The sequence below is a fragment of the Clostridium sp. AM46-21 genome, assembly GCF_003480025.1.
GTDB classification, from domain to species: Bacteria; Bacillota; Clostridia; order Lachnospirales; family Lachnospiraceae; genus Coprococcus; species Coprococcus ammoniilyticus.
Genome location: NZ_QUIB01000003.1, coordinates 1 through 21502, shown reverse-complemented (window position 1 = coordinate 21502; position 21502 = coordinate 1). Strand labels below are relative to the sequence as shown.

Genomic DNA, 21502 nt, shown 5'->3' with positions numbered 1-21502 from the left:
TAACTAAGCTGTCACTCGGGCAATGAGTGACAGCTTGGCTTGCGAGTATACGTCAAAAGATTCTATGGAGAATATTCTGCACATTTTCATATGAGTGTCGGAAATGAGAAAGGTGAAGTGTTTGGAGAGCATCTGAACAGAGCTGTCGTGAGCGCAACCTGTGGGATGGTAGTTCTGAAAAAAGCGATTCAATAATGTTCTACAAGAACGATATGTATAAGATTTCTTAAATTTTTGGTTGATTGTACAGTTGATCAGATAGGAAAATATAAATCTACAACTCAAAATGTTTTGAAGAAAAGCACATGATTTTGAGTATAAATTTTGAAGAAAAACACATAATACTGGATGCAAATATTGAAGAAAAGTACATTTGTGATATAATGGGTGGAAGAGATTCAGTGGAGCATATTTGGAGGTAGATATGTATTTTAAAAGAAAAGCATATGACAAACTATTAGAATGGAAAAATTTATATTCAGATAAATACGCTGTGCTGTTAGAGGGGGCTAGACGAGTTGGAAAATCAACGATAGCGGAGAATTTTGCAAAGAATGAGTATAAATCTTATATATTGATTGATTTTTCAAAAACAACAGGTAATATATTGGAATGTTTTGATGATATAGGAAATTTAAATATCTTTTTTCTTAGGTTACAGGCAGAAACAGGAATAACATTATATGAGCATGAGTCTCTTATTATTTTTGATGAAGTTCAACTATTTCCTAAAGCAAGACAGGCAATCAAGCATCTTGTGTTTGATGGCAGATACAGTTATTTGGAAACAGGATCTTTGGTCTCGATAAAGAAAAATGTAAAGGACATCCTGATTCCTTCCGAGGAAATGAAGCTGGAAGTATATCCCATGGATTACGAAGAATTCTGTGATGCCACGGGCAATAATTATGGGTTATTGCAGCAGATTTATGATAGCGGGACAGCTATCGGACAGGCAACCAATCGTAAATTAATGCGGGATCTGAGAATATATATGGCAGTGGGAGGAATGCCACAGGCAGTAGAAGCCTATGTTAATGGAAAAAACTTTTCAGAAATAGATATGGTAAAAAGGCAGATCATATCTTTGTATGAGGAAGATTTTAAGAAAATCGATGCCTCCGGAAGAATATCGGCATTATATCATGCGATTCCGGCACAGTTGTCAAAGGATGTAAGAAAATATCGTATTACTACAGCAATCGGAAAAAGAAATAATACCAAGGCGGAAGAATTATTATATGATTTGATAGATTCGAAAACGGTTCTGCCATGCTATAATTCTACCAATCCAAGGGTCAGCCTGACGGACACGAAAGATTTTGACAGTTACAAGTTATATCTTTCAGATACGGGGTTATTTGTTACGTTGTTGTTTATTGACCGTCCGGTAACGGAAAATGATGTATACGCCAAGCTGCTTTCTGATAAATTACCTGCCAATCTGGGTTATTTATATGAGAATCTTGTAGCACAGATGATTGCTGCATCTGGAAGAGAATTGTTTTATCATACATGGGAAAAGAATGGAAGTACGCATTATTATGAAGTGGATTTTTTAATTTCAGAAGGAAGCAAGGTAAATGCATTTGAGATTAAGTCTTCCGGAACAGGAAAACACGAATCAATAAAGGAATTTTCTAAAAAATATTCCCAAAATGTGAATAAGATATATTTAATATCACAAAAAGATGTAGGAAGAGAAGAAAATTTATTGTTGAAGCCATTTTATTTTATCCCGTTTCTAATATGATTTAATCATGTTAAACGTTGATAAATCAGGATTTGACGGAGGTATCATTATGTGTGGAATGACAACTGATTTATAAGGAAAAATAAATCGGAGGTTTATATGAATTATTTGATAAGAGAATTAAAACAAGATGAAAATAAGGTATTAGATACTTTTTTGTATGAGGCGATTTTTATTCCCGAAGGAGTTTCTGCACCGCTCCAAGATATTATTAACCAACCAGATTTGCAGGTATATGTAAAAGACTTTGGTAAGAATAAGGGAGACTTATGTTTGGTTGCTCAAGTTAGGGATAAAATTGTTGGCGCCGTGTGGGTTCGGATTATGAATGATTATGGTCATATAGATAATGAAACACCGTCTTTTGCAATTTCACTTCTTAAAGAGTATAGAAACTATGGTATCGGAACAGAATTAATGAAACAGATGCTAACAAAACTAAAACTAGAAGGATATAAACAAGCATCATTATCAGTTCAAAAGATGAATTATGCTGTCCGTATGTATAGGAAGATAGGATTTGAAATTGTTGATGAAAATGATGAAGAATATATTATGATTTGTAAATTATAGACACTTGCTAGTTCAAGTTTATGAGGATAAAACATGAAACTTATAGAATACAAAACGACTGACTGTGAGTAGTTGGCGCAATTGTTTTATAATACGGCACATAGTGTAAATGCAAAGGATTATACAGAAGAATAGGAAGTTGATATGATAAAAATTGTGTGGTCAATAAATGATATAAATAAATATCAAACAGGAAGCTTGCCGGAAGGCGCAGTAAAGATAGAAACACCGCAGAGTGTTGGTGAACTGATGAAAAAAGCGGTGCCGATTTCTGCAATTCTATGTGTTTTCCTTTTTATTGCTATGCTTGGTAAAACGATAATATGTAAGACCGTTGTAATCTCACCAATATTTATTCCGGTTGGATTTGCTTTCGGTTTTTTATTGTTAATAATGCATGAGTGGTTACATGGAATTGTTTATCCTAAGGAAGCAGATGTAACAATAGGAAGAATAAAGGGGAAGACAACATTTGTCGCATTAGCATCATATCCATTGAAGCGAAATCGGTTTATATTGATGTGCCTGTTGCCATTTGTTCTTGGATTAGTTCCATTTATATTATTTGTAATTAGTCCTGCTGAATTTAGAGTATTTAATGGATTGAATTTCGGCATGGCGTGTATGGGTATGGTTTCGCCGTTTCCGGATGTGTTTAATGTTCTTACCGTTCTAAGAAATTCTGAAAAAGGCGATTCAATAATGTTCTACAAGAACGATATGTATAAGATTTCTTAAATTTTTGGTTGGTTGTACAGTTGATTAAATAGGAAAATATAAATCTGCAACTCAAAATATTTTGGGAAAATAGCATGGAAAAATATTTATTAGGATGATGAAGATTAATTAGCAATTTCAAGTTTATGGAGAGTCACTGTTATGATTAGAGAATTTCAAAGGGATGATATAAATAAAGTTGCGGATATATGGTTGGATACAAATATAAAGGCACATAATTTTATCCCCGCCGAATACTGGAAAGGCAATTTCAAATCAGTAAAAGAAGCACTGTCACAAGCAGAGATTTATGTGTATGAGTATGATACAGAAATACAGGGCTTTATAGGGTTAAATGATGAATATGTTGAGGGCATTTTTGTTTCTGGTGAAATGCAATCGCAGGGTATAGGTAAAATTCTGCTGAATTATGCAAAGGATAAAAGGAATAAGTTGTTCTTGAACGTATACCAAAAGAACGCACGGGCAATATCCTTTTATAAGAGAGAAGGATTTGAGATTCAGCATAGTGGCTTAGATGAGGCTACCGGAGAAAAAGATTATGTAATGACATGGCAACACAAATAGAAATTCCAGAAGGGAGAAACAAAACAATGATTTTACAATCGGAGTATATAAGACAGATGAGAAGAAATATTACTCAAACAGTTTTAAAGGGTATTATGAAATTACATCACTGACAGGTACGATCAATACAATGGATGGAGAATATTATGCGCATCTTCATATGAGTGTCGGAAATGAGAAAGGTGAAGTGTTTGGAGGGCATCTGAACAGAGCTGTCGTGAGTGCAACCTGTGAGATGGTAATTACGGTCATTGATGGAAAAGTTGACAGAGTTTATGATGAAGAAACAGGGCTTAATGTATTTAAGTTTGATTAGATGCGTTCTTATGATATTATATTTCATGTATTCAAACAAAGTAGGAAAGAGGTAAATACACCATGAATTTGAAAAAAGTTCATCATATTGCCATTATTGGGAGCAACTATGAGCAATCAAAGCATTTTTATGTGGATCTATTAGGTTTTTCTATTATTCGAGAAAATTACAGACCAGAACGTGATGATTACAAAATTGATCTTCAACTCGATGAGATGGAATTAGAACTTTTTATTATTAAAAATTGTCCGAAGCGCCCCAGTTATCCAGAAGCTTACGGTCTCCGGCATCTTGCCTTTGCTGTAGACTCGGTCGATAATACCGTAAGAGAATTGAATAAAAGGGGCATCATAACTGAGCCGATTAGACTTGATATTTACACAGGTAAAAGAATGACATTCTTTTATGACCCTGACAATCTACCATTGGAAATTCACGAATAAAGTATTGCAGTTAAAAGATGTGCCCTGTTTTGGACTGTGATTTTATAACTTCAAGTTTGCAGAACTGACCCAAAAGAGCTCGAAGGAGCTCTTTTTGCTTTTTTATAATAGTATCATTATGGTATAATAGAGACATTAAAATCGGGATTTATAAAGGAGAATATTGATGAAACTATTTTTATGTTCGCACTTTTCAAGTGTAGGAAGTCTGATAAAGGAAGAAATTGAAAATAAGAAAGTCGCATTTATTCCAACAGCTTCGTTGCGTGAAGGCTACACCGGTTATGTCGGCTCGGCTCGAAAATTATTCAAAAAGTTGGGAGCAATCGTAACTGAAATTGATATTTCAACGGAGGCTTATTCAACGATACAGTCTGTTTTTGAAGATGCAGATGTGATATATTTTACCGGCGGAAATTCTTTCTTTCTTATGGACCAACTCCGTAAAACAAGAACTGATGGGTTGCTAAAAAAGGAATTGGCAAATGGAAAATTGATGATCGGCGAGTCGGCAGGCGCAATTATATGCGCTCCAAGCATCCAATATATCGAGCAAATGGATGAAAAGCCGGAGGACTACTCACAAGAAGATGATGCAGGGCTTGATTTGATTGATTTCTATGTTCTTCCGCATTATCTTACAGCACCATTTAAGAAAGTTACCGAGAAAATAATGACTGAGTTTTCGGATTTGAATCTATGCCCTATTAACAACCATCAGGGAATTGTAATTGATGGTGAAGGTTCAAAGGTTATTTGCAAAGACTAATTTGAAAAATCCTTTTTGGAAACTGGAAAATCGGAATTTTCTTGATGGTGGAGGATGCGTATGGAACATAAGGGCACAATTAGAATAGAAACAGATAGATTAGTTCTTAAACGACATGTATTAGATGATGCAGAAATCATGTTTAAAAACTGGGTAACAGAAAAAGATGTAACAAAGTTTTTAAGTTGGCAACCGCATAAAAATGTCGACGAGACAAAGCAATTACTAATTGATTGGATAGAATCGTATGATAAGCAGGATTTCTATTTTTGGACAATTGAGTTAAAAGATTCGCATGAACTGGTTGGAGATATATCAGTAGTAAGTCTCGATGAGGCAACAGAAAGTGTGGAGCTCGGGTATGGTATTGGAAGCAGATGGTGGGGAAAAGGTATAACTGCAGAAGCAGGAAGGGCATTGGTAAAATTCTTTTTTGAAGAAGTAAAAGTCAAACGTGTATATGCAAAGCATGCTGCAGGTAATCCAAACTCAGGAAGTGTAATGCAGAAAATGGGAATGAAAAAAGAAGGAATAATTAGGCAGTCGGGAACCTGTAATCAAGGTATTGTGGATGAAGTTTATTATTCCATACTTAGAAATGAGTATTTTAGTAATGATAATTGATGAAAAAATCTAATTTAGCGACACACTCGAAAATTTCAGTTTGTAGGGAACAAATCAGACAATTTTATAATAAAACAGCGTTAGAGCATTTATGTGTGAGAGAAAAATCAAGTGTAGGAGAATACATGACATGAAATATACGAATAAGCATATAAAAGAAGAATACAAATTCAATCAAATGTGGCGGACGATCGGAATGATTCTCTTATTGATAGGAATATTTTTGGTGGCATTTGGATTGATTCAGACAAAGAGAAAGATGGATTGTGTTCGACCATTTGAACAGGTATTACAGGAAGAAGCCAATCCTGCGAATCAGACAGCATATATTGATATTATCCAGGTACCGGAGAAACTGGCAGAAAATAAATATGAAGGATATTACCTTGTAACAACGGCAGAGGAAAGCTATATTGTAGGGATGCAACCGGAACAGTTTGCAGATTTGAAGCAGAGAGTTGAAGAGAATGGTACGGCAAGAGTGGAAGGCATGACGAAAGTTGTGACTGACGAGAACGTAAAAAAAATAATAAGTGAGTATATCAATTACAAATTTATTTATATATGTATGACGAAGCTTACCTATGGAAAAATACTCAAGGAAGGATATTTTGTGAATCTGGATATCGGAGGCATCTTAATATTGATTGGAATTTCGATGGTATTAACCCAGGTGCGTGCGATTAAAAAATACAGACATCCATTGGCAGAGCAGATTGACGAAGAATGTAATCAGCCGGAAGCTCTCTGGTTTAATGATTTTAGGATATATTTGACAAAGAACTTTCTTGTATCTGTATATGGTGGAAAGCTGACTGCACTGGATCTGGCAAAGGTACGATTGACAAGACTGTTTGAAACAGTGAAGGGAAGCATGAACGTTATCACTTTGGAGGTAACGACAACAGAACAGGAGAAAATAACTGTCAGCGAGAATGAATGGTCATTTTTTACAATGAATGAAGAAGAGATTACTTATCTGACAGATGTATTCGGTAAAAGAAATATTGAATTTGTTTGTGAGATTCAACCAGATGAAGAAATCGATGAAGACGAAGAGTTTTGAAACGGAAATATTCAAAGGATGGAATTGGGATATTGCATACAATATAATAAAAAAGGTACAGATTTGAGTGAAGAAGATGTGGCTTTACATTTAAATGGGATGATTATAAAGAATTTAAGAAACTTTTAGATAAAGAATATAAAGATTATTTAAGTGTATAACCAGTATTATGAGCAAATTATATGAAGGGACAGATTTGATATATGGGTTTATTTAATAAAATGAAAAATTTTTTTTCGGGCTTTAAGTATAAGCTGGACAGAGAGATTTTAAGGGAATATCTCCAGCATACAATTGATTTTGCTGTCGAGAATAAGTTGCCATTTTGTGATGAATTTTATATTGCCGACAGTCTTGATGCAAAGGATAGATTACATGTCACTATCCTAAATTATGATGTACCGGGAGATGCTGTTTATGAGATTGAGAAGAGTTTTGAGGGAATAGTTATTTTTGCAAATCATGAGAAATGTTATGATCCGGAAAATGATCATAAGTATATTGATGCGGAAGATTTTATAAGCCAAGAGCTTTGCACGTTGCCAGAAGAGTTTTTTGTAGCCATGGATATCGCACCGACTATGCTTGAACAGTATATGATAAAATGAGCATTAGAAGACCGATGGTGTGGAGATTGTTTTGTTCACATAAAATGGAAAAGGTAGGATGGATTGTCGTGATTGTTATCGTGACTATCTTATATTAATTGGAGTAAAAAAGAAATTGAGGGGATATAAGTATCATACGGAAAAATAACTATATTATTTTGAAGAAAAGTACATAGTTTATCCCATTTCTAATATGATTTAATTATGTTACACGTTGATAAATCGGAATTTTAAGAATTGTCTAGGAGATATGATTTATGAAAAAAACACATTTAATAATTGTAAATATAATTCTTTTACTGTGGTATTTTCTTTCAATGATAGGATTGAAGATTGGAGACAAATACTTGGTAACAGGTGCATTTGAGGAAGAATGGCTATTTATGCTTATTCCGACAATTACATTCGTTTTAATGTTAGTTACAAAAAATGTTGGAAGGAATATACATTTGATATGGTTGGCAGGGTGGTTTGTCACTCAGTTCTTAAGTCATGAATGGTATACTTTATTTGGAAGAGGATTTATGGGAGAAATGGACAAGAAGATTGCCTATTTTCAGAATGCATTCAATTAATAAATGTGGATGGAAGATATGTTCCTGATGTATATCATATTGTATTACATATTTTGATAATTATTGCATTTGTTGTGACCTTGCTTTATAGAGAAGAAAAAACATTAGTTGACGAAGTGTGAAAATTCCAGTTTTTGAAACTGAGAAATCGGAATTTGTGGAGAGATTTCCTGAACTTTCCTTATTTTTCAAGGCTTACAGCCTCTTAGATAGTGAAATGATATGTATTTTCCCTTATCTTTGCCCTTATGCGGAATCCGCAAGGGAAATAAGGGAAATTTTTAGTTAAGCATTGCTCACTACTTTATCAAGAAGTCTTGCGGAATCCCGTTTTGCTTTTCTTGTTGAGTGAGCGTAAATATTCATTGTGGTACTGACATCAGAGTGTCCTAACAGTTCCTGTACATCTTTCGGTGCAGCCCCATTGGAAAGCAGATTGCTGGTGTAGGTGTGACGTAACTGGTGGAAATGGAAATCTTCAAATCCTTCCAGTTTCTTTGACACTGATCTGCATACAATGCTGAGTGTACTCGGCAGTTCCAAAGAGCCATCCGGTCTTAAGCAGACAAAGGAGATTTCTTTGTAATCTGCCGGGACTTCCTGCGTTCCGTCAAGGTGATAGTATTCATAATAGACTCTGTTTTTCACATGAACTTCTTTGTAGTAATTGCGGTGATATAATTCGCCATACTGCATCCGGTTTTTGAGTTGTTCCTTTCTGGCAGCTTTCAGTATTTCAGTCAGGGTATCGCCAAAATCAACAATCCTAACTTTTTTCCGCTTCGTTGGTCCAATAATGTTTTTGTGTTTCATGCCGTCGTAGCGGATACTGCGTTTTATGGTCAGGCATTGTTCCTCAAGGTTAATGTCCTGCCATGTAAGACCACAGGTTTCTCCGATACGGAGCCCGGCATAATACGCAATCTGAATCGGTAGAATGGCAGGTGGGTTTTTCTTTTCCAGATACTTGATAAGTTGCTCGTAATCATCATGCGAAATCGGTTGTGTGCCTTCTTCCACTTCATCATCGGAAAAGAGGTCAACTTCCTCTGCCTGTCGTTTCAGTTTGATATATTGCATCGGATTGAAACTGATTAGTTGTTTTGGAAATACTGCAAAACGGAATGACTGCTGTAACACTGCGGAAAAAGAATGGATATAATCTTTGCTGTATCCCTTTCTTACTTTCCCGTCTGGAAACTCACCACCGAATGTAAGCAGATCAAGAAATGCCTGTAAATGTTCGGCAGTAACTGTTTTCAGTTTGCGGTCTGCAATCGGGTGTTTTTTGATACAGCGGATTGCACCAAGATAATTTTCCACTGTGCCGTTGCTGAGTGTCCCGGTTTTCAGTTCTTCTTCCGCCCACATATCCAGAAGCTCTCCTACCGTAAGGCTGTCTGCCTTTGCGACAAACTTCTTATTTTCGTAATCTTCCAGTGCTTTGCGGAGAAGTTTTTCCGTCTCACTTTTACTTTCGGTTCCAGCATATTCTTTCTGAACCATTTTACCGCTTGCATCTTCTACATAGAAGCGATAGTACCATTTTTTTCCTTTTTTTCTAACAGATCCTTTTGCCATAATTGTATTTCTCCTTTCGATATCAGACAATCGGAACTGTTGAAATGCTTCTTGCGTGTAAGTATATCACAACTCCGGTTGTCTTACTATACCGATTCAGAATCCTCATACATAACTTCGGATAAAAGATTGGCAAGTCTTTGTTCGGCTGCTTCCGGTTTCTTTGAATAGAGCCTTATCACATCTGCCATATCGTTAAATGCGTTGACAGTATGTGTGATCTCTCTGAGAAACATAATCTCATTATATTCATCTTTCGATTCGAATCCCATTACTTTGGCAATGTCCGCATCTTTGGTACTGCCTTTGTAATTTTTACAGGCGAACTGAAACGAATCCAGAAACAGTTCATATTGCTTTAACATTAACAGCAGTAAGTCTTTAGAAAAAGCGTCTTCTGTTTTATTAAGATCAAGAGGTAACTGTTTGAGAATATCGCCCATCACATCACGAATCTGCAATTCCTTCTTATCCGTAATATCAGTTTCATATTCATCGGTTTCCCCTTTGAGCCATTCAATCGATACATGAAGTGCTTCCGAAAGGCCTTCCAGTACCATCTTTTTGGTATTGTCAATCGAACCATTCTCATAACGCAGGATTGTGGAAGCGGTAACTCCCATCTTCTCTGCGACATAAGGCTGTGTCAGATTTAATTCGAGACGGCGCTGTTTTGCCCTGCTGCCGATCAGCTTGCGTAGTTCTTTATCTTTCATGCTGATGTGCTCCTTTTTCGGTATGTCATTACTATACCACGCAACAAAATATATTGCAATATGCAATTTATAGAAAACGAATGAAATTTCATAATGCTTGACAAAGCAATATAAACACGCTATACTGACAGCACAAATGAAATTGCATAATGCAATTTAAAAGAAGGTGGTCATATGACACAAAGAAAGATTGCCTTATCTATTGAAGAAGCTGCTGATTATACGGGAATCGGCAGGAACACCCTGAGAAAACTGGTGGAATGGAAGAAACTTCCGGTATTAAAGGTTGGGAGAAAAGTCCTGATCAAAACGGATATGCTGGAACTTTTTATGGAAGCCAACGAGGGCAGAGACTTGAGGGATAAGGGAAATGTGAAAGCAGTCACAAGAAACGGTTCAACTTAAAAAAGCGGTTCCCGAAGAAACCGCCAAAGGTTCTATCAGACCGGAGTCATGATATACCTACACGCAAACAGATTATACCATGTACTTCGTCTGACAGACAACAGGAAACTTATGTTTGGAAGAAAAAGAAAGGACGATGATATTTATGGCAAGATCAACAAAGAGTTATGAGGAGCGTATGCTCCAGTTGGAAAAGAAAGAACAGGAAAGCCTTGAGAAAGCAAAACAGTATGCAGCACAGAAACGGGAACTGAAGAAACGTCAGAAAGATGTGGAAACTAAAAAGCGGACACACAGGCTCTGCCAGATTGGTGGTGCGGTGGAATCGGTGCTGGGTTCTGCGATTGAGGAAGATGATATCCCAAAGCTGATCGGCTTCTTAAAAAGGCAGGAAGCAAATGGGAAATTCTTCTCAAAGGCAATGCAGAAAGAGCCAGTTGCGAATACGGAGGAAGTGTAATGCCGGAGGGAGTGGATTTTCCATTCCCTTCATTGCTTTTTCATGAAGGGCGCACTTATGGACAACCAGAGGTCGTCCGTATAAGTTTGCCACAGGTGGCAACCGGTCTGCGCTTATGCTTGCCGGGCTCGTTCCGTCGGCGGGGCTTTCAGCCAGACCTGCTCATGCCGCAGGAGGCACTCTTCGCCAGAGGGGCGCATTCCATGCAGGCTGTTATGCACAGGGCACTCTTACGCAGAGGGCGTTCCGGCAGATACCATTTTCTTTTTGGGAAAACGTTACCTGCCGGAAATCAAAGCCGGATACGGCAGAAAGGGGGAAACGGAGCATGGCGATTTTTCATTATACAGTAAAGATTGTTGGACGCAGCAAAGGGAAATCCATCATATCAGCATCTGCGTATCTCAATGGTGATGTGATGAAAAATGAAGAAACAGGCAGGATCAGCTACTACACTGCCAAAAAAGAAGTCGTTTATACCAGCCTGTTGATGTGTGAAAATGCACCACAGGAATGGCTGAACGTACCTGCTGAAAATATCAGACGGTTTCAGAAATCTGCCCGATATAAAAGAGCAGATAACAAAGATGCTGCACTGGGAAAATTTAAACTTACTTTTCAGAAACAGCGTTTATGGAATGAAGTTTTGAAGATTGAGAAGACCTCGGATGCACAACTCGGCAGGTCATTTGAATTTTCGCTTCCGAAAGAATGGAGCCGACAGGAACAGATTGATTATACAACTGAATATATTCAAAAGACCTTTGTAGATAAGGGAATGTGTGCGGACTGGAGTATCCACGATAAAGGAGATGGAAATCCCCATGTGCATTTACTTGTGACGATGCGACCATTCAATCCAGACCACTCATGGGGGAACAAAGAAATCAAGGATTGGGAGTTTGTCAGAGATGAAAATGGAAATATTGTGGTGGATGAATCCCATCCGGACTGGTGGCAGGATAAAAAGAACCCTGACCGTCATGGAATCCGAATCCCCGTACTTGATGAAAATGGAGTCCAGAAAGTCGGGACAAGGAACCGCAAACAGTGGAAACGTGTATTAACCGATGCTACCGGGTGGAACAATCCGAAAAATTGTGAGCTATGGCGGAGCGAATGGGCAAACGTCTGTAATGCACATTTGAAAACGGAAAATCACATTGACCACCGTTCTTATGCAAGGCAGGGAAAATTAGAGATACCGACGATCCATGAGGGCGCAGATGCCAGAAAAATTGACGAGAAATTTCAAAACGGACAGACATCCTCTACTTCATGGAAAGTAGAGGAAAACCAGATCATAAAAAGACAAAATGCACTGCTGGATAAAATACAGATTTCTTTTGGAAAAGTATCCAGTGCATTAACACAATGGAAGGAGCGATTGCGTGACATTAGAAGAAAGCCGGGAAGTCATTCCCATGATGGAGACAATGATAAACCAGATCGAGGAACAGCAGAATCTTATGGCAGAGATGGTACAGGAATTGCAGGAACGGGACAGGCAGCTCCTGTCTTTTCAGGAGCAGAACCAGAGTTTAAAAAGCTTAAACAGCGAATTATCCAGGCTGCTAAATCTTTTGCCAGATACAGAAGAACTGCTCTCACAGATCGAGCAACAGAAAACCAGAATCGAACAGTTGGAAAACGAGAATCAGCAATGGCAGGAATTAACGCAGAAGCTGAACAACGAGAACAGCTTATTGCAGAAACAGAACAGCGAATTGCTGACCTTAAACAGCAGATAGAGAAAGCGAGGGAGATCGATGAGCGAATGCAGAAACTTAGAGAACGTCGGGCAGGTGGAAGAACTTCTGCTGATGACCGAACAGATGCAGGACGAACTGGATCAGAAAGACCAGACAATCCAGGAACTAAACAGGCAGCTAAGCGAATCGCTGACCTTGAACGAGAAATTGAACAGCGAAAACAGAGCCGAGAATATCGAAGCATTGCGGACAAGATTAAGGCAAACAGAGGAACGATTGACCAGCGAGACAGACAGCAGGAAAAGAGCCGACGCAGAAGCCGTGGCATGGAAATTTAAGTATGAAAAAGCAGAGCAGGAAAAACTTTATGCACAGACACACCAAAAGACGGTAGAGGTAGCTGTTGAGAAAAAAGTGCCTTATGAGAAATGTGAAAAATGTGACCGTACTGCTTACCGGAAAGCAAAAGAAAAATGCGATAGCCGTAAAAGCCAGTTAGAAAAGAAATATAAAAATATGACGATTGGTTATGAAAGTATCTTGTTTCTACTGGCATGGTACAGCATAACAACAACACTGTTTACTGCGATTCTTTCGCCGGTTTTCCTTAACGACTGTATCGTCTTTTTCGGTGCGTTAGGAAAAGGAATGGGAAGTTTATTTCGGGAGTTTGTGACAGGTGCAGACTCTTTCGGACAGTTAAGCAGTGGAATACCTAACAGTATTCTTTCCGGGATTGTGTACTGGCTGATTGCCGGTACTGTCATGGCAATTTTATTCGTAATAACCGGGTGGCTGATAATCGGGATTGGTTATCAGGTAGGAAAAATCTACCGGAAATATTGTTGGGATATCATCAGTATCGTGGTAGCGATAACGAGTACAGCTGTTGTAATTTACTTTGGAGAATGGATTAAAAACGCTAATCCGATAAATCTTATTGTATTGCTATTACTGTCGCATATTATTTATATTGGAATCAGATGTTATGTGAAAGACTGGATGGAAGAACGAGGATATTATTAAAAGAGGATAGGGAAATTTCATAATCTTCCTGTCCTTAGTAAGGGACTATTGATTGTTTATATAAAGAAAAAGTATATAAATAAATCTTGACAATTAGTACGAACTCGGACTATACTATAAAAGTCCGGATTCGTACTAATTTAAGGAGAAAAAAGATGAGAAAAGATAATAATATGATAATACAGTTGCAACGATATTATGCTTTATGGAAAGAATGTACAGCAATGTATGAGGAATGGTCAAAGGATCAGGGACTGTCTTCAAATGGAGTTTTTGCTTTGTATTCATTTTATGAAAGTAATGGAAGATGCACGCAGAAAATGATAAGTGAAAAATGGAATATACCTAAGCAAACGGTAAATACGATACTAAAAGATTTTCAGAAAAAAGGATACATCAATATGGTATCTGATGATTCAGACAAGAGAAATAAGCTGATATGCCTCACAGAATCAGGAATGGAATATACGAAAGATATCATAGAAAAACTGCACTCAAAAGAAATATATGTAATCGAAAAAATGGGATTAGAGAATATAGAAAGTCTTAATGATAATACAGAGCTGTTTATCAGACTTTTCAAGGAAGGAGATTGTAAGAAAAATGAATCATAAATCATTATTTTTTAAATATGTTATTCCATCTATTATAGCATTTGCATTATCAGGAATATATGCGATAGTGGATGGATATTTTGTAGGCAATACCATAGGAGATGCTGGACTTTCGGCTATTAATATTGCATATCCGATTGTGGCTTTGATTCAGGCTCTTGGAACAGGAATTGGTATGGGAGGAGCTGTTTATTACTCAATTAATGCAGCAGAAAAGAAAGGAAAACGGGCAGAAGAATTTATTGCTACAAGCTGGTGGCTTCTTGTAATAGTAAGTGTTATCAGTACCATAATTATTTACTCCTTTTCGTCTAAAATTTTAGGATTGCTTGGAGCAGATGGAATTATATTAACAAATGCGACAGATTATATCAAAATTATAGCACTTGGAGCAATATTGCAGATTCTTGGAACTGGAATGATGCCATTCATTAGAAATTATGGAAACTCTTTCTGGTCAATGTTTGCGATGGTTGGTGGATTCATAACCAATATTGTTCTGGATTTTATCTTTGTATGGATATATGAAATGGGCATGAAAGGTGCAGCCACAGCTACAATAGCCGGACAGGGTGTGACTGCAGCAATTGCAATCATATACGCATTATATAATAAAAAGTTTTATGTGTATGTATCCTTAAAAAATGTAAAAGAAATGTGTGGCGCTATATTCAGAGTAGGTCTTGCACCATTTGGGCTAGCATTGACTCCTAATATTTCATTGGTGTTTATAAACCGATTCTCCGCTTCTTATGGGGGAGAAAAAGCTATTGCAACTTATGCATGTGTATCCTATATTATCTGTATCATATATCTCATATTGCAGGGCGTAGGTGATGGAAGTCAACCTTTAATGAGCCGTTTTTATGGTGAGAAGGATCAAGAAAGCCTGAGAGGAGTTCAGAGAATGGCATACATTTTTGCAATAATTCTTGCTGTTTGTGGTGGAATTATCATGTATGTAAACAGAGCAAATATTGGAGGGGTTTTCGGAGCTTCTTATGAAGTAAGTATTGAGATTTCTAAAATTGTACCTATATTTTTAGTGTCATTACCATTTGTTGCGATTACCAGAATAGCGACAGCTGGATTTTATGCTACTGAAAAAAGTGGATTGTCATACATTCTTACATTCATTGAACCAGTATTGATGCTGATATTTATGCTTGTTTTACCACCTTTATTTGGTGGACAGATTATGATATGGTGGAGTACGGTATTGGCACGTGTTTTTTCAGCGATTCTGGCATTCATACTAATAAAATATTGCGAAAAGGGAGATTTGCAATATGGAATACAGAAAATTTAACAATCAGATAGTAGCAAGAATAATCTAGGTTTATCTATTGTATTTTTAAGGACAGCCTCATAGCAATAGGGCTGTCCTTTTAAAATTATGAAGCTAATTTTTAATAAATTTTATATCTGATTTTTGATTATCCGCATAAACACTATACTTTCAAGCATTTTGAAATATAGGAAAGCACTCATTTTACCACGAATTTACCACGATTGAATGAGCCTTGATATGACGTAAGAATTTGAAAAGGACACCGTATAGTTTGGTGTCCTTTTACATGAAAATCATTAGTCGCTATTGATTGTTATTATACATTTTGTTAATTGTTCTTATTTCTTTTACGTTTTTTACCGAAAATCATGAGTATTGTCCGAGAGTGATTGGTCTTGCGTATGGTTAACCCTAAAGTTATGGAAATAAGACTTAGAAGCAAACTTAAGAGTGTGTTGATAGTGCATTATCTTAAAATTTTGTATAATGGTATCGTAATTTAAGACACTTCAAGAGACATTTCTTAATGAATCTGATATACTGTAAACACTACAGAAAGAAGGATTATTATTATGTCTCGAACAAGAAGAAATTTCTCTGCCAAATTCAAATCAGAATTAGTGATTGAACTGCTCAAAGGAGAAAAAGACTTAAATACAATCGCAACCGAAAACAATATTCAGCCGAATCTTCTCCGCAACTGGAAGAAGGAGTTCCTCGATAAAGCATCCGTGGTTTTTAATGACACACGAGAGGATAATCTGAAAGAAAAACTCGCTTTAGAACGCAAGGAAAAAGCTGAATATGCGAAAAAAGTTGGCCAGCTCACCATGCAGGTGGATTGGTTGAAAAAAAAATCTGAAGAAACACTTGGACCTGACTACGAGAGTAAATTTAGTCCAAAACCTTTTGAAGACTAAAGAACTTCCAGTTAAAACAGGAGCTACACTTCTTGATATCAATCGTACCAGTGTTTATTACAAGGGCATGCCCATATCTCAGGAGGAGTTGGATTGCAAATCGATCATAGATCGATTACACACGGATAATCCGGCCTGGGGAGCACGACAACTGTCTGCTCAACTGAAGAAGCGTGGGCATCAGGTTGGTCGCCGGAAAACGCGCCGTTATATGAATGAAATGGGGATTGATCCAATTTATCCAAAAATGAACCTTTCTAAACGTATGCGACAGGCTAAAGTCTGCCCGTATCTGCTACGTAACGCCGTTATCGACCGTCCAAATCAGGCATGGTCAATCGACATTACATACATCCCCATTAAGCGTGGATTTCTGTATCTGACCGCTGTGATTGACTGGTACAGCCGCTGTATCGTTGGCTGGGAAGTCGATGATACTCTGGATACCAGAATGGTCATAACTGCGTTAAAAAAGGCGTTTATAGTGGCAAAACCTGTTATCCTGAATTCAGATCAGGGCTGTCAGTTTACAAGCAATGAGTACATGAATTTCCTCAAAGAGAACCAGATCCGTCAAAGCATGGATGGTAAAAGCCGGTGGGCTGACAATATCATGATTGAACGATGGTTCCGAAGCTTCAAGTACGAGGAAGCATATCTGACCCAATATAACAATATCAGAGAAGCACGGAAGGCAATCGGTAAATATGTGCACACTTACAACTTTGAACGTTGTCATTCTGCACTCAATAAGCAAACACCGGCATCCTGCTATTATCCGATTCTGTTACTGGATGATCATGCAGCCTAAGGGGGGATTTTCTCCCCTACCCAGTTACATATATCAGTTCATTATAAAAAGCTTAGATTTTTGTCTTGACAACTGAACCACTATATTGTATAATAGGAATTGAAGTTAAATTAGATGCTAAAAATTTGTAATTAAGAAGGAGGGATTCGTCATGTTGGTATTCCAAATGCGTAATGTAGATAAAACATCTACTGTTTTGAAACAGACTAAAAACAGTGATTACGCAGATAAATAAATACGTTAGATTAATTCCTACCAGTGACTAATCTTATGACTTTTTAAACAGATAACTAAAATTACAAACAAATCGTTTAACTTCTGTATTTATTTATAGATGTAATCACTTCAGGAGTGATTACATGAACAAAAATATAAAATATTCTCAAAACTTTTTAACGAGTGAAAAAGTACTCAACCAAATAATAAAACAATTGAATTTAAAAGAAACCGATACCGTTTACGAAATTGGAACAGGTAAAGGGCATTTAACGACGAAACTGGCTAAAATAAGTAAACAGGTAACGTCTATTGAATTAGACAGTCATCTATTCAACTTATCGTCAGAAAAATTAAAACTGAACATTCGTGTCACTTTAATTCACCAAGATATTCTACAGTTTCAATTCCCTAACAAACAGAGGTATAAAATTGTTGGGAATATTCCTTACCATTTAAGCACACAAATTATTAAAAAAGTGGTTTTTGAAAGCCATGCGTCTGACATCTATCTGATTGTTGAAGAAGGATTCTACAAGCGTACCTTGGATATTCACCGAACACTAGGGTTGCTCTTGCACACTCAAGTCTCGATTCAGCAATTGCTTAAGCTGCCAGCGGAATGCTTTCATCCTAAACCAAAAGTAAACAGTGTCTTAATAAAACTTACCCGCCATACCACAGATGTTCCAGATAAATATTGGAAGCTATATACGTACTTTGTTTCAAAATGGGTCAATCGAGAATATCGTCAACTGTTTACTAAAAATCAGTTTCATCAAGCAATGAAACACGCCAAAGTAAACAATTTAAGTACCGTTACTTATGAGCAAGTATTGTCTATTTTTAATAGTTATCTATTATTTAACGGGAGGAAATAATTCTATGAGTCGCTTTTGTAAATTTGGAAAGTTACACGTTACTAAAGGGAATGTAGATAAATTATTAGGTATACTACTGACAGCTTCCAAGGAGCTAAAGCGCTCGGGACCCCATTAAGTATTTTTAAAAGCATGGTCGCAAGTTTCACTAGCAGCCATGCTTTTATTGAATCATTGTAGGACATTTTAAAGATAATTGCCCACTTTAAAATTAAACATGTGCTTAGAATCGTTCTAGGCAACACCAATAACAATCACTAATCACAAGTGATTTGTGATTAATCACTTGTGATTTACAAGGTGTAACGATATAATTAAATGGAAAACGTGCAAAATATTTACATAAACAGGAGGGAGAAACTTGGAACTAGCATTTAGAGAAAGCTTAAAAAAGATGAGAGGTACCAAATCAAAAGAAAAATTCTCCCAAGAATTAGAAATGAGTAGATCAAATTATTCATTGATTGAATCAGGAAAATCAGATCCGACATTAAAAACATTGGAACGAATTGCAGAATTGACAAACTCAACCTTAGTTATTGACTTAATTCCTAATGAATTAGAACAAGTAGAGTTGCAAATAGAAGAAGAGAAGCAATGATTGTCGTTAATATATTTAACGAAATTGTTGCTTATTTTTTTTAAAAGCGGTATACTAGATATAACGAAACAACGAACTGAATAAAGAATACAAAAAAAGAGCCACGACCAACTTATTTTCCGCCAAGAAAATAAGTTGCGAGCCTTAATTGATTACCACCAATCAATTAAAGAAGTCGAGACCCGAAATTTGGTAAAGTATTTAATTACTTTATTAATCAGATACTTAAATATCTGTAAACCCATTATATCGGGTTTTTGAGGGAATTTCAAGTCTTTAAGAAGATACCAGGCAATCAATTAAGAAAAACTTAGTTGATTGCTCTTTGTTGTGATTCAACTTTGATCGTAGCTTCTAACTAATTAATTTTCGTAAGAAGGAGAACAGCTGAATGAATATCCCTTTTGTTGTAGAAACTGTGCTTCATGACGGCTTGTTAAAGTACAAATTTAAAAATAGTAAAATTCGCTCAATCACTACCAAGCCAGGTAAAAGCAAAGGGGCTATTTTTGCGTATCGCTCAAAAAAAAGCATGATTGGCGGACGTGGCGTTGTTCTGACTTCCGAAGAAGCGATTCACGAAAATCAAGATACATTTACGCATTGGACACCAAACGTTTATCGTTATGGTACGTATGCAGACGAAAACCGTTCATACACGAAAGGACATTCTGAAAACAATTTAAGACAAATCAATACCTTCTTTATTGATTTTGATATTCACACGGCAAAAGAAACTATTTCAGCAAGCGATATTTTAACAACAGCTATTGATTTAGGTTTTATGCCTACGTTAATTATCAAATCTGATAAAGGTTATCAAGCATATTTTGTTTTAGAAACGCCAGTTTATGTGACTTCAAAATCAGAATTTAAATCTGTCAAAGCAGCCAAAATAATCTCGCAAAATATCCGAGAATATTTTGGAAAGTCTTTGCCAGTTGATCTAACGTGCAATCATTTTGGGATTGCTCGTATACCAAGAACGGACAATGTAGAATTTTTTGATCCCAATTACCGTTATTCTTTCAAAGAATGGCAAGATTGGTCTTTCAAACAAACAGATAATAAGGGCTTTACTCGTTCAAGTCTAACGGTTTTAAGCGGTACAGAAGGCAAAAAACAAGTAGATGAACCCTGGTTTAATCTCTTATTGCACGAAACGAAATTTTCAGGAGAAAAGGGTTTAATAGGGCGTAATAACGTCATGTTTACCCTCTCTTTAGCCTACTTTAGTTCAGGCTATTCAATCGAAACGTGCGAATATAATATGTTTGAGTTTAATAATCGATTAGATCAACCCTTAGAAGAAAAAGAAGTGATTAAACTTGTTAGAAGTGCCTATTCAGAAAACTATCAAGGGGCTAATAGGGAATACATTACCATTCTTTGCAAAGCTTGGGTATCAAGTGATTTAACCAGTAAAGATTTATTTGTCCGTCAAGGGTGGTTTAAATTCAAGAAAAAAAGAAGTGAACGTCAACGTGTTCATTTGTCAGAATGGAAAGAAGATTTAATGGCTTATATTAGCGAAAAAAGTGATGTATACAAGCCTTATTTGGTGACGACTAAAAAAGAGATTAGAGAAGCGCTAGGCATTCCTGAGCGGACATTAGATAAATTGCTGAAGGTACTGAAGGCGAATCAGGAAATTTTCTTTAAGATTAAACCAGGAAGAAATGGTGGCATTCAACTTGCTAGTGTTAAATCATTGTTGCTATCGATCATTAAAGTAAAAAAAGAAGAAAAAGAAAGCTATATAAAGGCGCTGTCAGAGTTTTTTGACTTAGAACATACATTCATTCAAGAGACTTTAAACAAGCTAGCAGAACGCCCAAAAACGGACACACAACTCGATTTGTTTAGCTATGATACAGGCTGAGTTTATGGAAGAAGTTTTAATTGATGATAATATGGTTTTTGATATTGATAATTTAAAAGGATTTCTTAATGATACCAGTTCATTTGGGTTTATAGCTAAAGAAAATAATAAAATTATAGGATTTGCATATTGCTATACACTTTTAAGACCTGATGGAAAAACAATGTTTTATTTACACTCAATAGGAATGTTACCTAACTATCAAGACAAAGGTTATGGTTCAAAATTATTATCTTTTATTAAGGAATATTCTAAAGAGATTGGTTGTTCTGAAATGTTTTTAATAACTGATAAAGGTAATCCTAGAGCTTGCCATGTATATGAAAAATTAGGTGGTAAAAATGATTATAAAGA

28 protein-coding genes are annotated in these 21502 nt (G+C 36.4%); 26 read left to right on the top strand and 2 right to left on the bottom strand.

Going from position 1 to position 21502, the window contains the following annotated elements:
* Window positions 1-39 precede the first annotated feature (39 nt).
* The 12 genes from DW959_RS15000 (at window position 40) to DW959_RS02205 (ending at window position 8032) form a co-directional block, all read left to right on the top strand.
* Complete coding sequence (locus DW959_RS15000; RefSeq protein ID WP_347475302.1) at window positions 40-195, top strand: DUF296 domain-containing protein; 156 nt, start codon at window positions 40-42, stop codon at window positions 193-195.
* Between the two features lie 229 nt (window positions 196-424).
* Window positions 425-1753, top strand: a complete 1329-nt coding sequence (locus tag DW959_RS02260; RefSeq protein ID WP_118483287.1) for an AAA family ATPase — start codon at window positions 425-427, stop codon at window positions 1751-1753.
* A 99-nt stretch (window positions 1754-1852) separates the two neighbouring features.
* Entirely contained in the window at window positions 1853-2326 is a 474-nt protein-coding gene (locus tag DW959_RS02255; protein ID WP_117785783.1) for a GNAT family N-acetyltransferase, read from the top strand.
* Window positions 2327-2470: 144 nt separating this feature from the next.
* A complete protein-coding gene (locus DW959_RS02245; protein ID WP_117785784.1) occupies window positions 2471-3064 on the top strand; it encodes a DUF3267 domain-containing protein in 594 nt (197 codons plus the stop codon).
* Window positions 3065-3205: 141 nt separating this feature from the next.
* The gene (locus DW959_RS02240; RefSeq protein ID WP_118615257.1) at window positions 3206-3631 is read left to right on the top strand and encodes an N-acetyltransferase; all 426 of its coding nucleotides are present in this window, start codon (window positions 3206-3208) and stop codon (window positions 3629-3631) included.
* 37 nt (window positions 3632-3668) lie between these two features.
* A complete protein-coding gene (locus DW959_RS02235; protein WP_330584435.1) occupies window positions 3669-3947 on the top strand; it encodes a PPC domain-containing DNA-binding protein in 279 nt (92 codons plus the stop codon).
* 62 nt (window positions 3948-4009) lie between these two features.
* Window positions 4010-4390, top strand: a complete 381-nt coding sequence (locus DW959_RS02230) for a VOC family protein (RefSeq protein ID WP_008402179.1) — start codon at window positions 4010-4012, stop codon at window positions 4388-4390.
* 166 nt (window positions 4391-4556) lie between these two features.
* On the top strand, window positions 4557-5159 hold the full coding sequence (locus DW959_RS02225) for a Type 1 glutamine amidotransferase-like domain-containing protein (RefSeq protein ID WP_015534087.1): 603 nt from the start codon (window positions 4557-4559) through the stop codon (window positions 5157-5159).
* Window positions 5160-5219: 60 nt separating this feature from the next.
* A complete protein-coding gene (locus DW959_RS02220; protein ID WP_015534086.1) occupies window positions 5220-5783 on the top strand; it encodes a GNAT family N-acetyltransferase in 564 nt (187 codons plus the stop codon).
* Window positions 5784-5913: 130 nt separating this feature from the next.
* Window positions 5914-6849 carry a hypothetical protein gene (locus DW959_RS02215; protein ID WP_055145659.1) on the top strand — a complete coding sequence of 312 codons (936 nt, stop codon included), beginning with the start codon at window positions 5914-5916 and terminating at the stop codon, window positions 6847-6849.
* Window positions 6850-7052: 203 nt separating this feature from the next.
* Window positions 7053-7457 carry a hypothetical protein gene (locus DW959_RS02210; protein ID WP_015534085.1) on the top strand — a complete coding sequence of 135 codons (405 nt, stop codon included), beginning with the start codon at window positions 7053-7055 and terminating at the stop codon, window positions 7455-7457.
* Window positions 7458-7714: 257 nt separating this feature from the next.
* The gene (locus tag DW959_RS02205) at window positions 7715-8032 is read left to right on the top strand and encodes a hypothetical protein (protein ID WP_243013861.1); all 318 of its coding nucleotides are present in this window, start codon (window positions 7715-7717) and stop codon (window positions 8030-8032) included.
* Between the two features lie 285 nt (window positions 8033-8317).
* On the opposite strand, the gene DW959_RS02200 is transcribed toward DW959_RS02205, so the two are convergent.
* A complete protein-coding gene (locus DW959_RS02200) occupies window positions 8318-9613 on the bottom strand; it encodes a tyrosine-type recombinase/integrase (RefSeq protein ID WP_117347818.1) in 1296 nt (431 codons plus the stop codon).
* Between the two features lie 86 nt (window positions 9614-9699).
* Entirely contained in the window at window positions 9700-10329 is a 630-nt protein-coding gene (locus DW959_RS02195; protein ID WP_117347817.1) for a helix-turn-helix transcriptional regulator, read from the bottom strand.
* 174 nt (window positions 10330-10503) lie between these two features.
* Here DW959_RS02195 and DW959_RS02190 point away from each other — a divergent pair, with 174 nt between their 5' ends.
* The 14 genes from DW959_RS02190 to DW959_RS02125 form a co-directional block, all read left to right on the top strand.
* A complete protein-coding gene (locus DW959_RS02190) occupies window positions 10504-10734 on the top strand; it encodes a helix-turn-helix domain-containing protein (protein ID WP_002578307.1) in 231 nt (76 codons plus the stop codon).
* 145 nt (window positions 10735-10879) lie between these two features.
* Window positions 10880-11194, top strand: a complete 315-nt coding sequence (locus DW959_RS02185) for a DUF3847 domain-containing protein (RefSeq protein WP_002578306.1) — start codon at window positions 10880-10882, stop codon at window positions 11192-11194.
* Complete coding sequence (locus DW959_RS14995) at window positions 11194-11547, top strand: hypothetical protein (protein WP_009243740.1); 354 nt, start codon at window positions 11194-11196, stop codon at window positions 11545-11547. The genes DW959_RS02185 and DW959_RS14995 overlap by 1 nt, the downstream gene beginning before the upstream one ends.
* Complete coding sequence (locus DW959_RS02175) at window positions 11523-13244, top strand: MobA/MobL family protein (protein WP_009243741.1); 1722 nt, start codon at window positions 11523-11525, stop codon at window positions 13242-13244. Before DW959_RS14995 ends, DW959_RS02175 begins: the two co-directional genes overlap by 25 nt.
* Window positions 13228-13932, top strand: a complete 705-nt coding sequence (locus tag DW959_RS02170; RefSeq protein WP_021369328.1) for a DUF6040 family protein — start codon at window positions 13228-13230, stop codon at window positions 13930-13932. The genes DW959_RS02175 and DW959_RS02170 overlap by 17 nt, the downstream gene beginning before the upstream one ends.
* Before the next feature lie 155 nt (window positions 13933-14087).
* Window positions 14088-14546, top strand: coding sequence for a MarR family transcriptional regulator (locus DW959_RS02165; RefSeq protein WP_108817235.1), 459 nt, complete (start codon window positions 14088-14090; stop codon window positions 14544-14546).
* A complete protein-coding gene (locus DW959_RS02160) occupies window positions 14536-15855 on the top strand; it encodes an MATE family efflux transporter (protein ID WP_109214827.1) in 1320 nt (439 codons plus the stop codon). The genes DW959_RS02165 and DW959_RS02160 overlap by 11 nt, the downstream gene beginning before the upstream one ends.
* 554 nt (window positions 15856-16409) lie before the next feature.
* The gene (locus DW959_RS14380; protein WP_004615306.1) at window positions 16410-16757 is read left to right on the top strand and encodes a transposase; all 348 of its coding nucleotides are present in this window, start codon (window positions 16410-16412) and stop codon (window positions 16755-16757) included.
* Entirely contained in the window at window positions 16708-17568 is an 861-nt protein-coding gene (locus DW959_RS02155) for an IS3 family transposase (RefSeq protein ID WP_070116894.1), read from the top strand. Before DW959_RS14380 ends, DW959_RS02155 begins: the two co-directional genes overlap by 50 nt.
* Before the next feature lie 151 nt (window positions 17569-17719).
* A complete protein-coding gene (locus DW959_RS02150; protein ID WP_001814874.1) occupies window positions 17720-17803 on the top strand; it encodes a 23S rRNA methyltransferase attenuation leader peptide in 84 nt (27 codons plus the stop codon).
* A 124-nt stretch (window positions 17804-17927) separates the two neighbouring features.
* The gene (gene erm(B), locus DW959_RS02145; RefSeq protein WP_001038790.1) at window positions 17928-18665 is read left to right on the top strand and encodes a 23S rRNA (adenine(2058)-N(6))-methyltransferase Erm(B); all 738 of its coding nucleotides are present in this window, start codon (window positions 17928-17930) and stop codon (window positions 18663-18665) included.
* Between the two features lie 361 nt (window positions 18666-19026).
* A complete protein-coding gene (locus tag DW959_RS02135; RefSeq protein WP_002380754.1) occupies window positions 19027-19266 on the top strand; it encodes a helix-turn-helix domain-containing protein in 240 nt (79 codons plus the stop codon).
* Between the two features lie 391 nt (window positions 19267-19657).
* Window positions 19658-21148 carry a primase C-terminal domain-containing protein gene (locus DW959_RS02130; protein WP_002380753.1) on the top strand — a complete coding sequence of 497 codons (1491 nt, stop codon included), beginning with the start codon at window positions 19658-19660 and terminating at the stop codon, window positions 21146-21148.
* Between the two features lie 4 nt (window positions 21149-21152).
* The coding region (locus DW959_RS02125; RefSeq protein ID WP_095319715.1) for a GNAT family N-acetyltransferase at window positions 21153-21502 on the top strand (350 nt) is incomplete at its 3' end.

Coding starts and splice junctions, on each gene's coding strand:
- DW959_RS02165 (WP_108817235.1), top strand. CDS start 14,088: ATGAGAAAAGATAATAATATGATAATACAGTTGCAACGATATTATGCT.
- DW959_RS02230 (WP_008402179.1), top strand. CDS start 4,010: ATGAATTTGAAAAAAGTTCATCATATTGCCATTATTGGGAGCAACTAT.
- DW959_RS02185 (WP_002578306.1), top strand. CDS start 10,880: ATGGCAAGATCAACAAAGAGTTATGAGGAGCGTATGCTCCAGTTGGAA.
- DW959_RS02245 (WP_117785784.1), top strand. CDS start 2,471: ATGATAAAAATTGTGTGGTCAATAAATGATATAAATAAATATCAAACA.
- DW959_RS02220 (WP_015534086.1), top strand. CDS start 5,220: ATGGAACATAAGGGCACAATTAGAATAGAAACAGATAGATTAGTTCTT.
- DW959_RS14380 (WP_004615306.1), top strand. CDS start 16,410: ATGTCTCGAACAAGAAGAAATTTCTCTGCCAAATTCAAATCAGAATTA.
- DW959_RS02150 (WP_001814874.1), top strand. CDS start 17,720: ATGTTGGTATTCCAAATGCGTAATGTAGATAAAACATCTACTGTTTTG.
- DW959_RS02260 (WP_118483287.1), top strand. CDS start 425: ATGTATTTTAAAAGAAAAGCATATGACAAACTATTAGAATGGAAAAAT.
- DW959_RS02160 (WP_109214827.1), top strand. CDS start 14,536: ATGAATCATAAATCATTATTTTTTAAATATGTTATTCCATCTATTATA.
- DW959_RS02210 (WP_015534085.1), top strand. CDS start 7,053: ATGGGTTTATTTAATAAAATGAAAAATTTTTTTTCGGGCTTTAAGTAT.
- DW959_RS02215 (WP_055145659.1), top strand. CDS start 5,914: ATGAAATATACGAATAAGCATATAAAAGAAGAATACAAATTCAATCAA.
- DW959_RS02195 (WP_117347817.1), bottom strand. CDS start 10,329: ATGAAAGATAAAGAACTACGCAAGCTGATCGGCAGCAGGGCAAAACAG.
- DW959_RS02240 (WP_118615257.1), top strand. CDS start 3,206: ATGATTAGAGAATTTCAAAGGGATGATATAAATAAAGTTGCGGATATA.
- DW959_RS02200 (WP_117347818.1), bottom strand. CDS start 9,613: ATGGCAAAAGGATCTGTTAGAAAAAAAGGAAAAAAATGGTACTATCGC.
- DW959_RS02190 (WP_002578307.1), top strand. CDS start 10,504: ATGACACAAAGAAAGATTGCCTTATCTATTGAAGAAGCTGCTGATTAT.
- DW959_RS02175 (WP_009243741.1), top strand. CDS start 11,523: ATGGCGATTTTTCATTATACAGTAAAGATTGTTGGACGCAGCAAAGGG.
- DW959_RS02205 (WP_243013861.1), top strand. CDS start 7,715: ATGAAAAAAACACATTTAATAATTGTAAATATAATTCTTTTACTGTGG.
- DW959_RS02225 (WP_015534087.1), top strand. CDS start 4,557: ATGAAACTATTTTTATGTTCGCACTTTTCAAGTGTAGGAAGTCTGATA.
- DW959_RS02255 (WP_117785783.1), top strand. CDS start 1,853: ATGAATTATTTGATAAGAGAATTAAAACAAGATGAAAATAAGGTATTA.
- DW959_RS14995 (WP_009243740.1), top strand. CDS start 11,194: ATGCCGGAGGGAGTGGATTTTCCATTCCCTTCATTGCTTTTTCATGAA.
- DW959_RS02130 (WP_002380753.1), top strand. CDS start 19,658: ATGAATATCCCTTTTGTTGTAGAAACTGTGCTTCATGACGGCTTGTTA.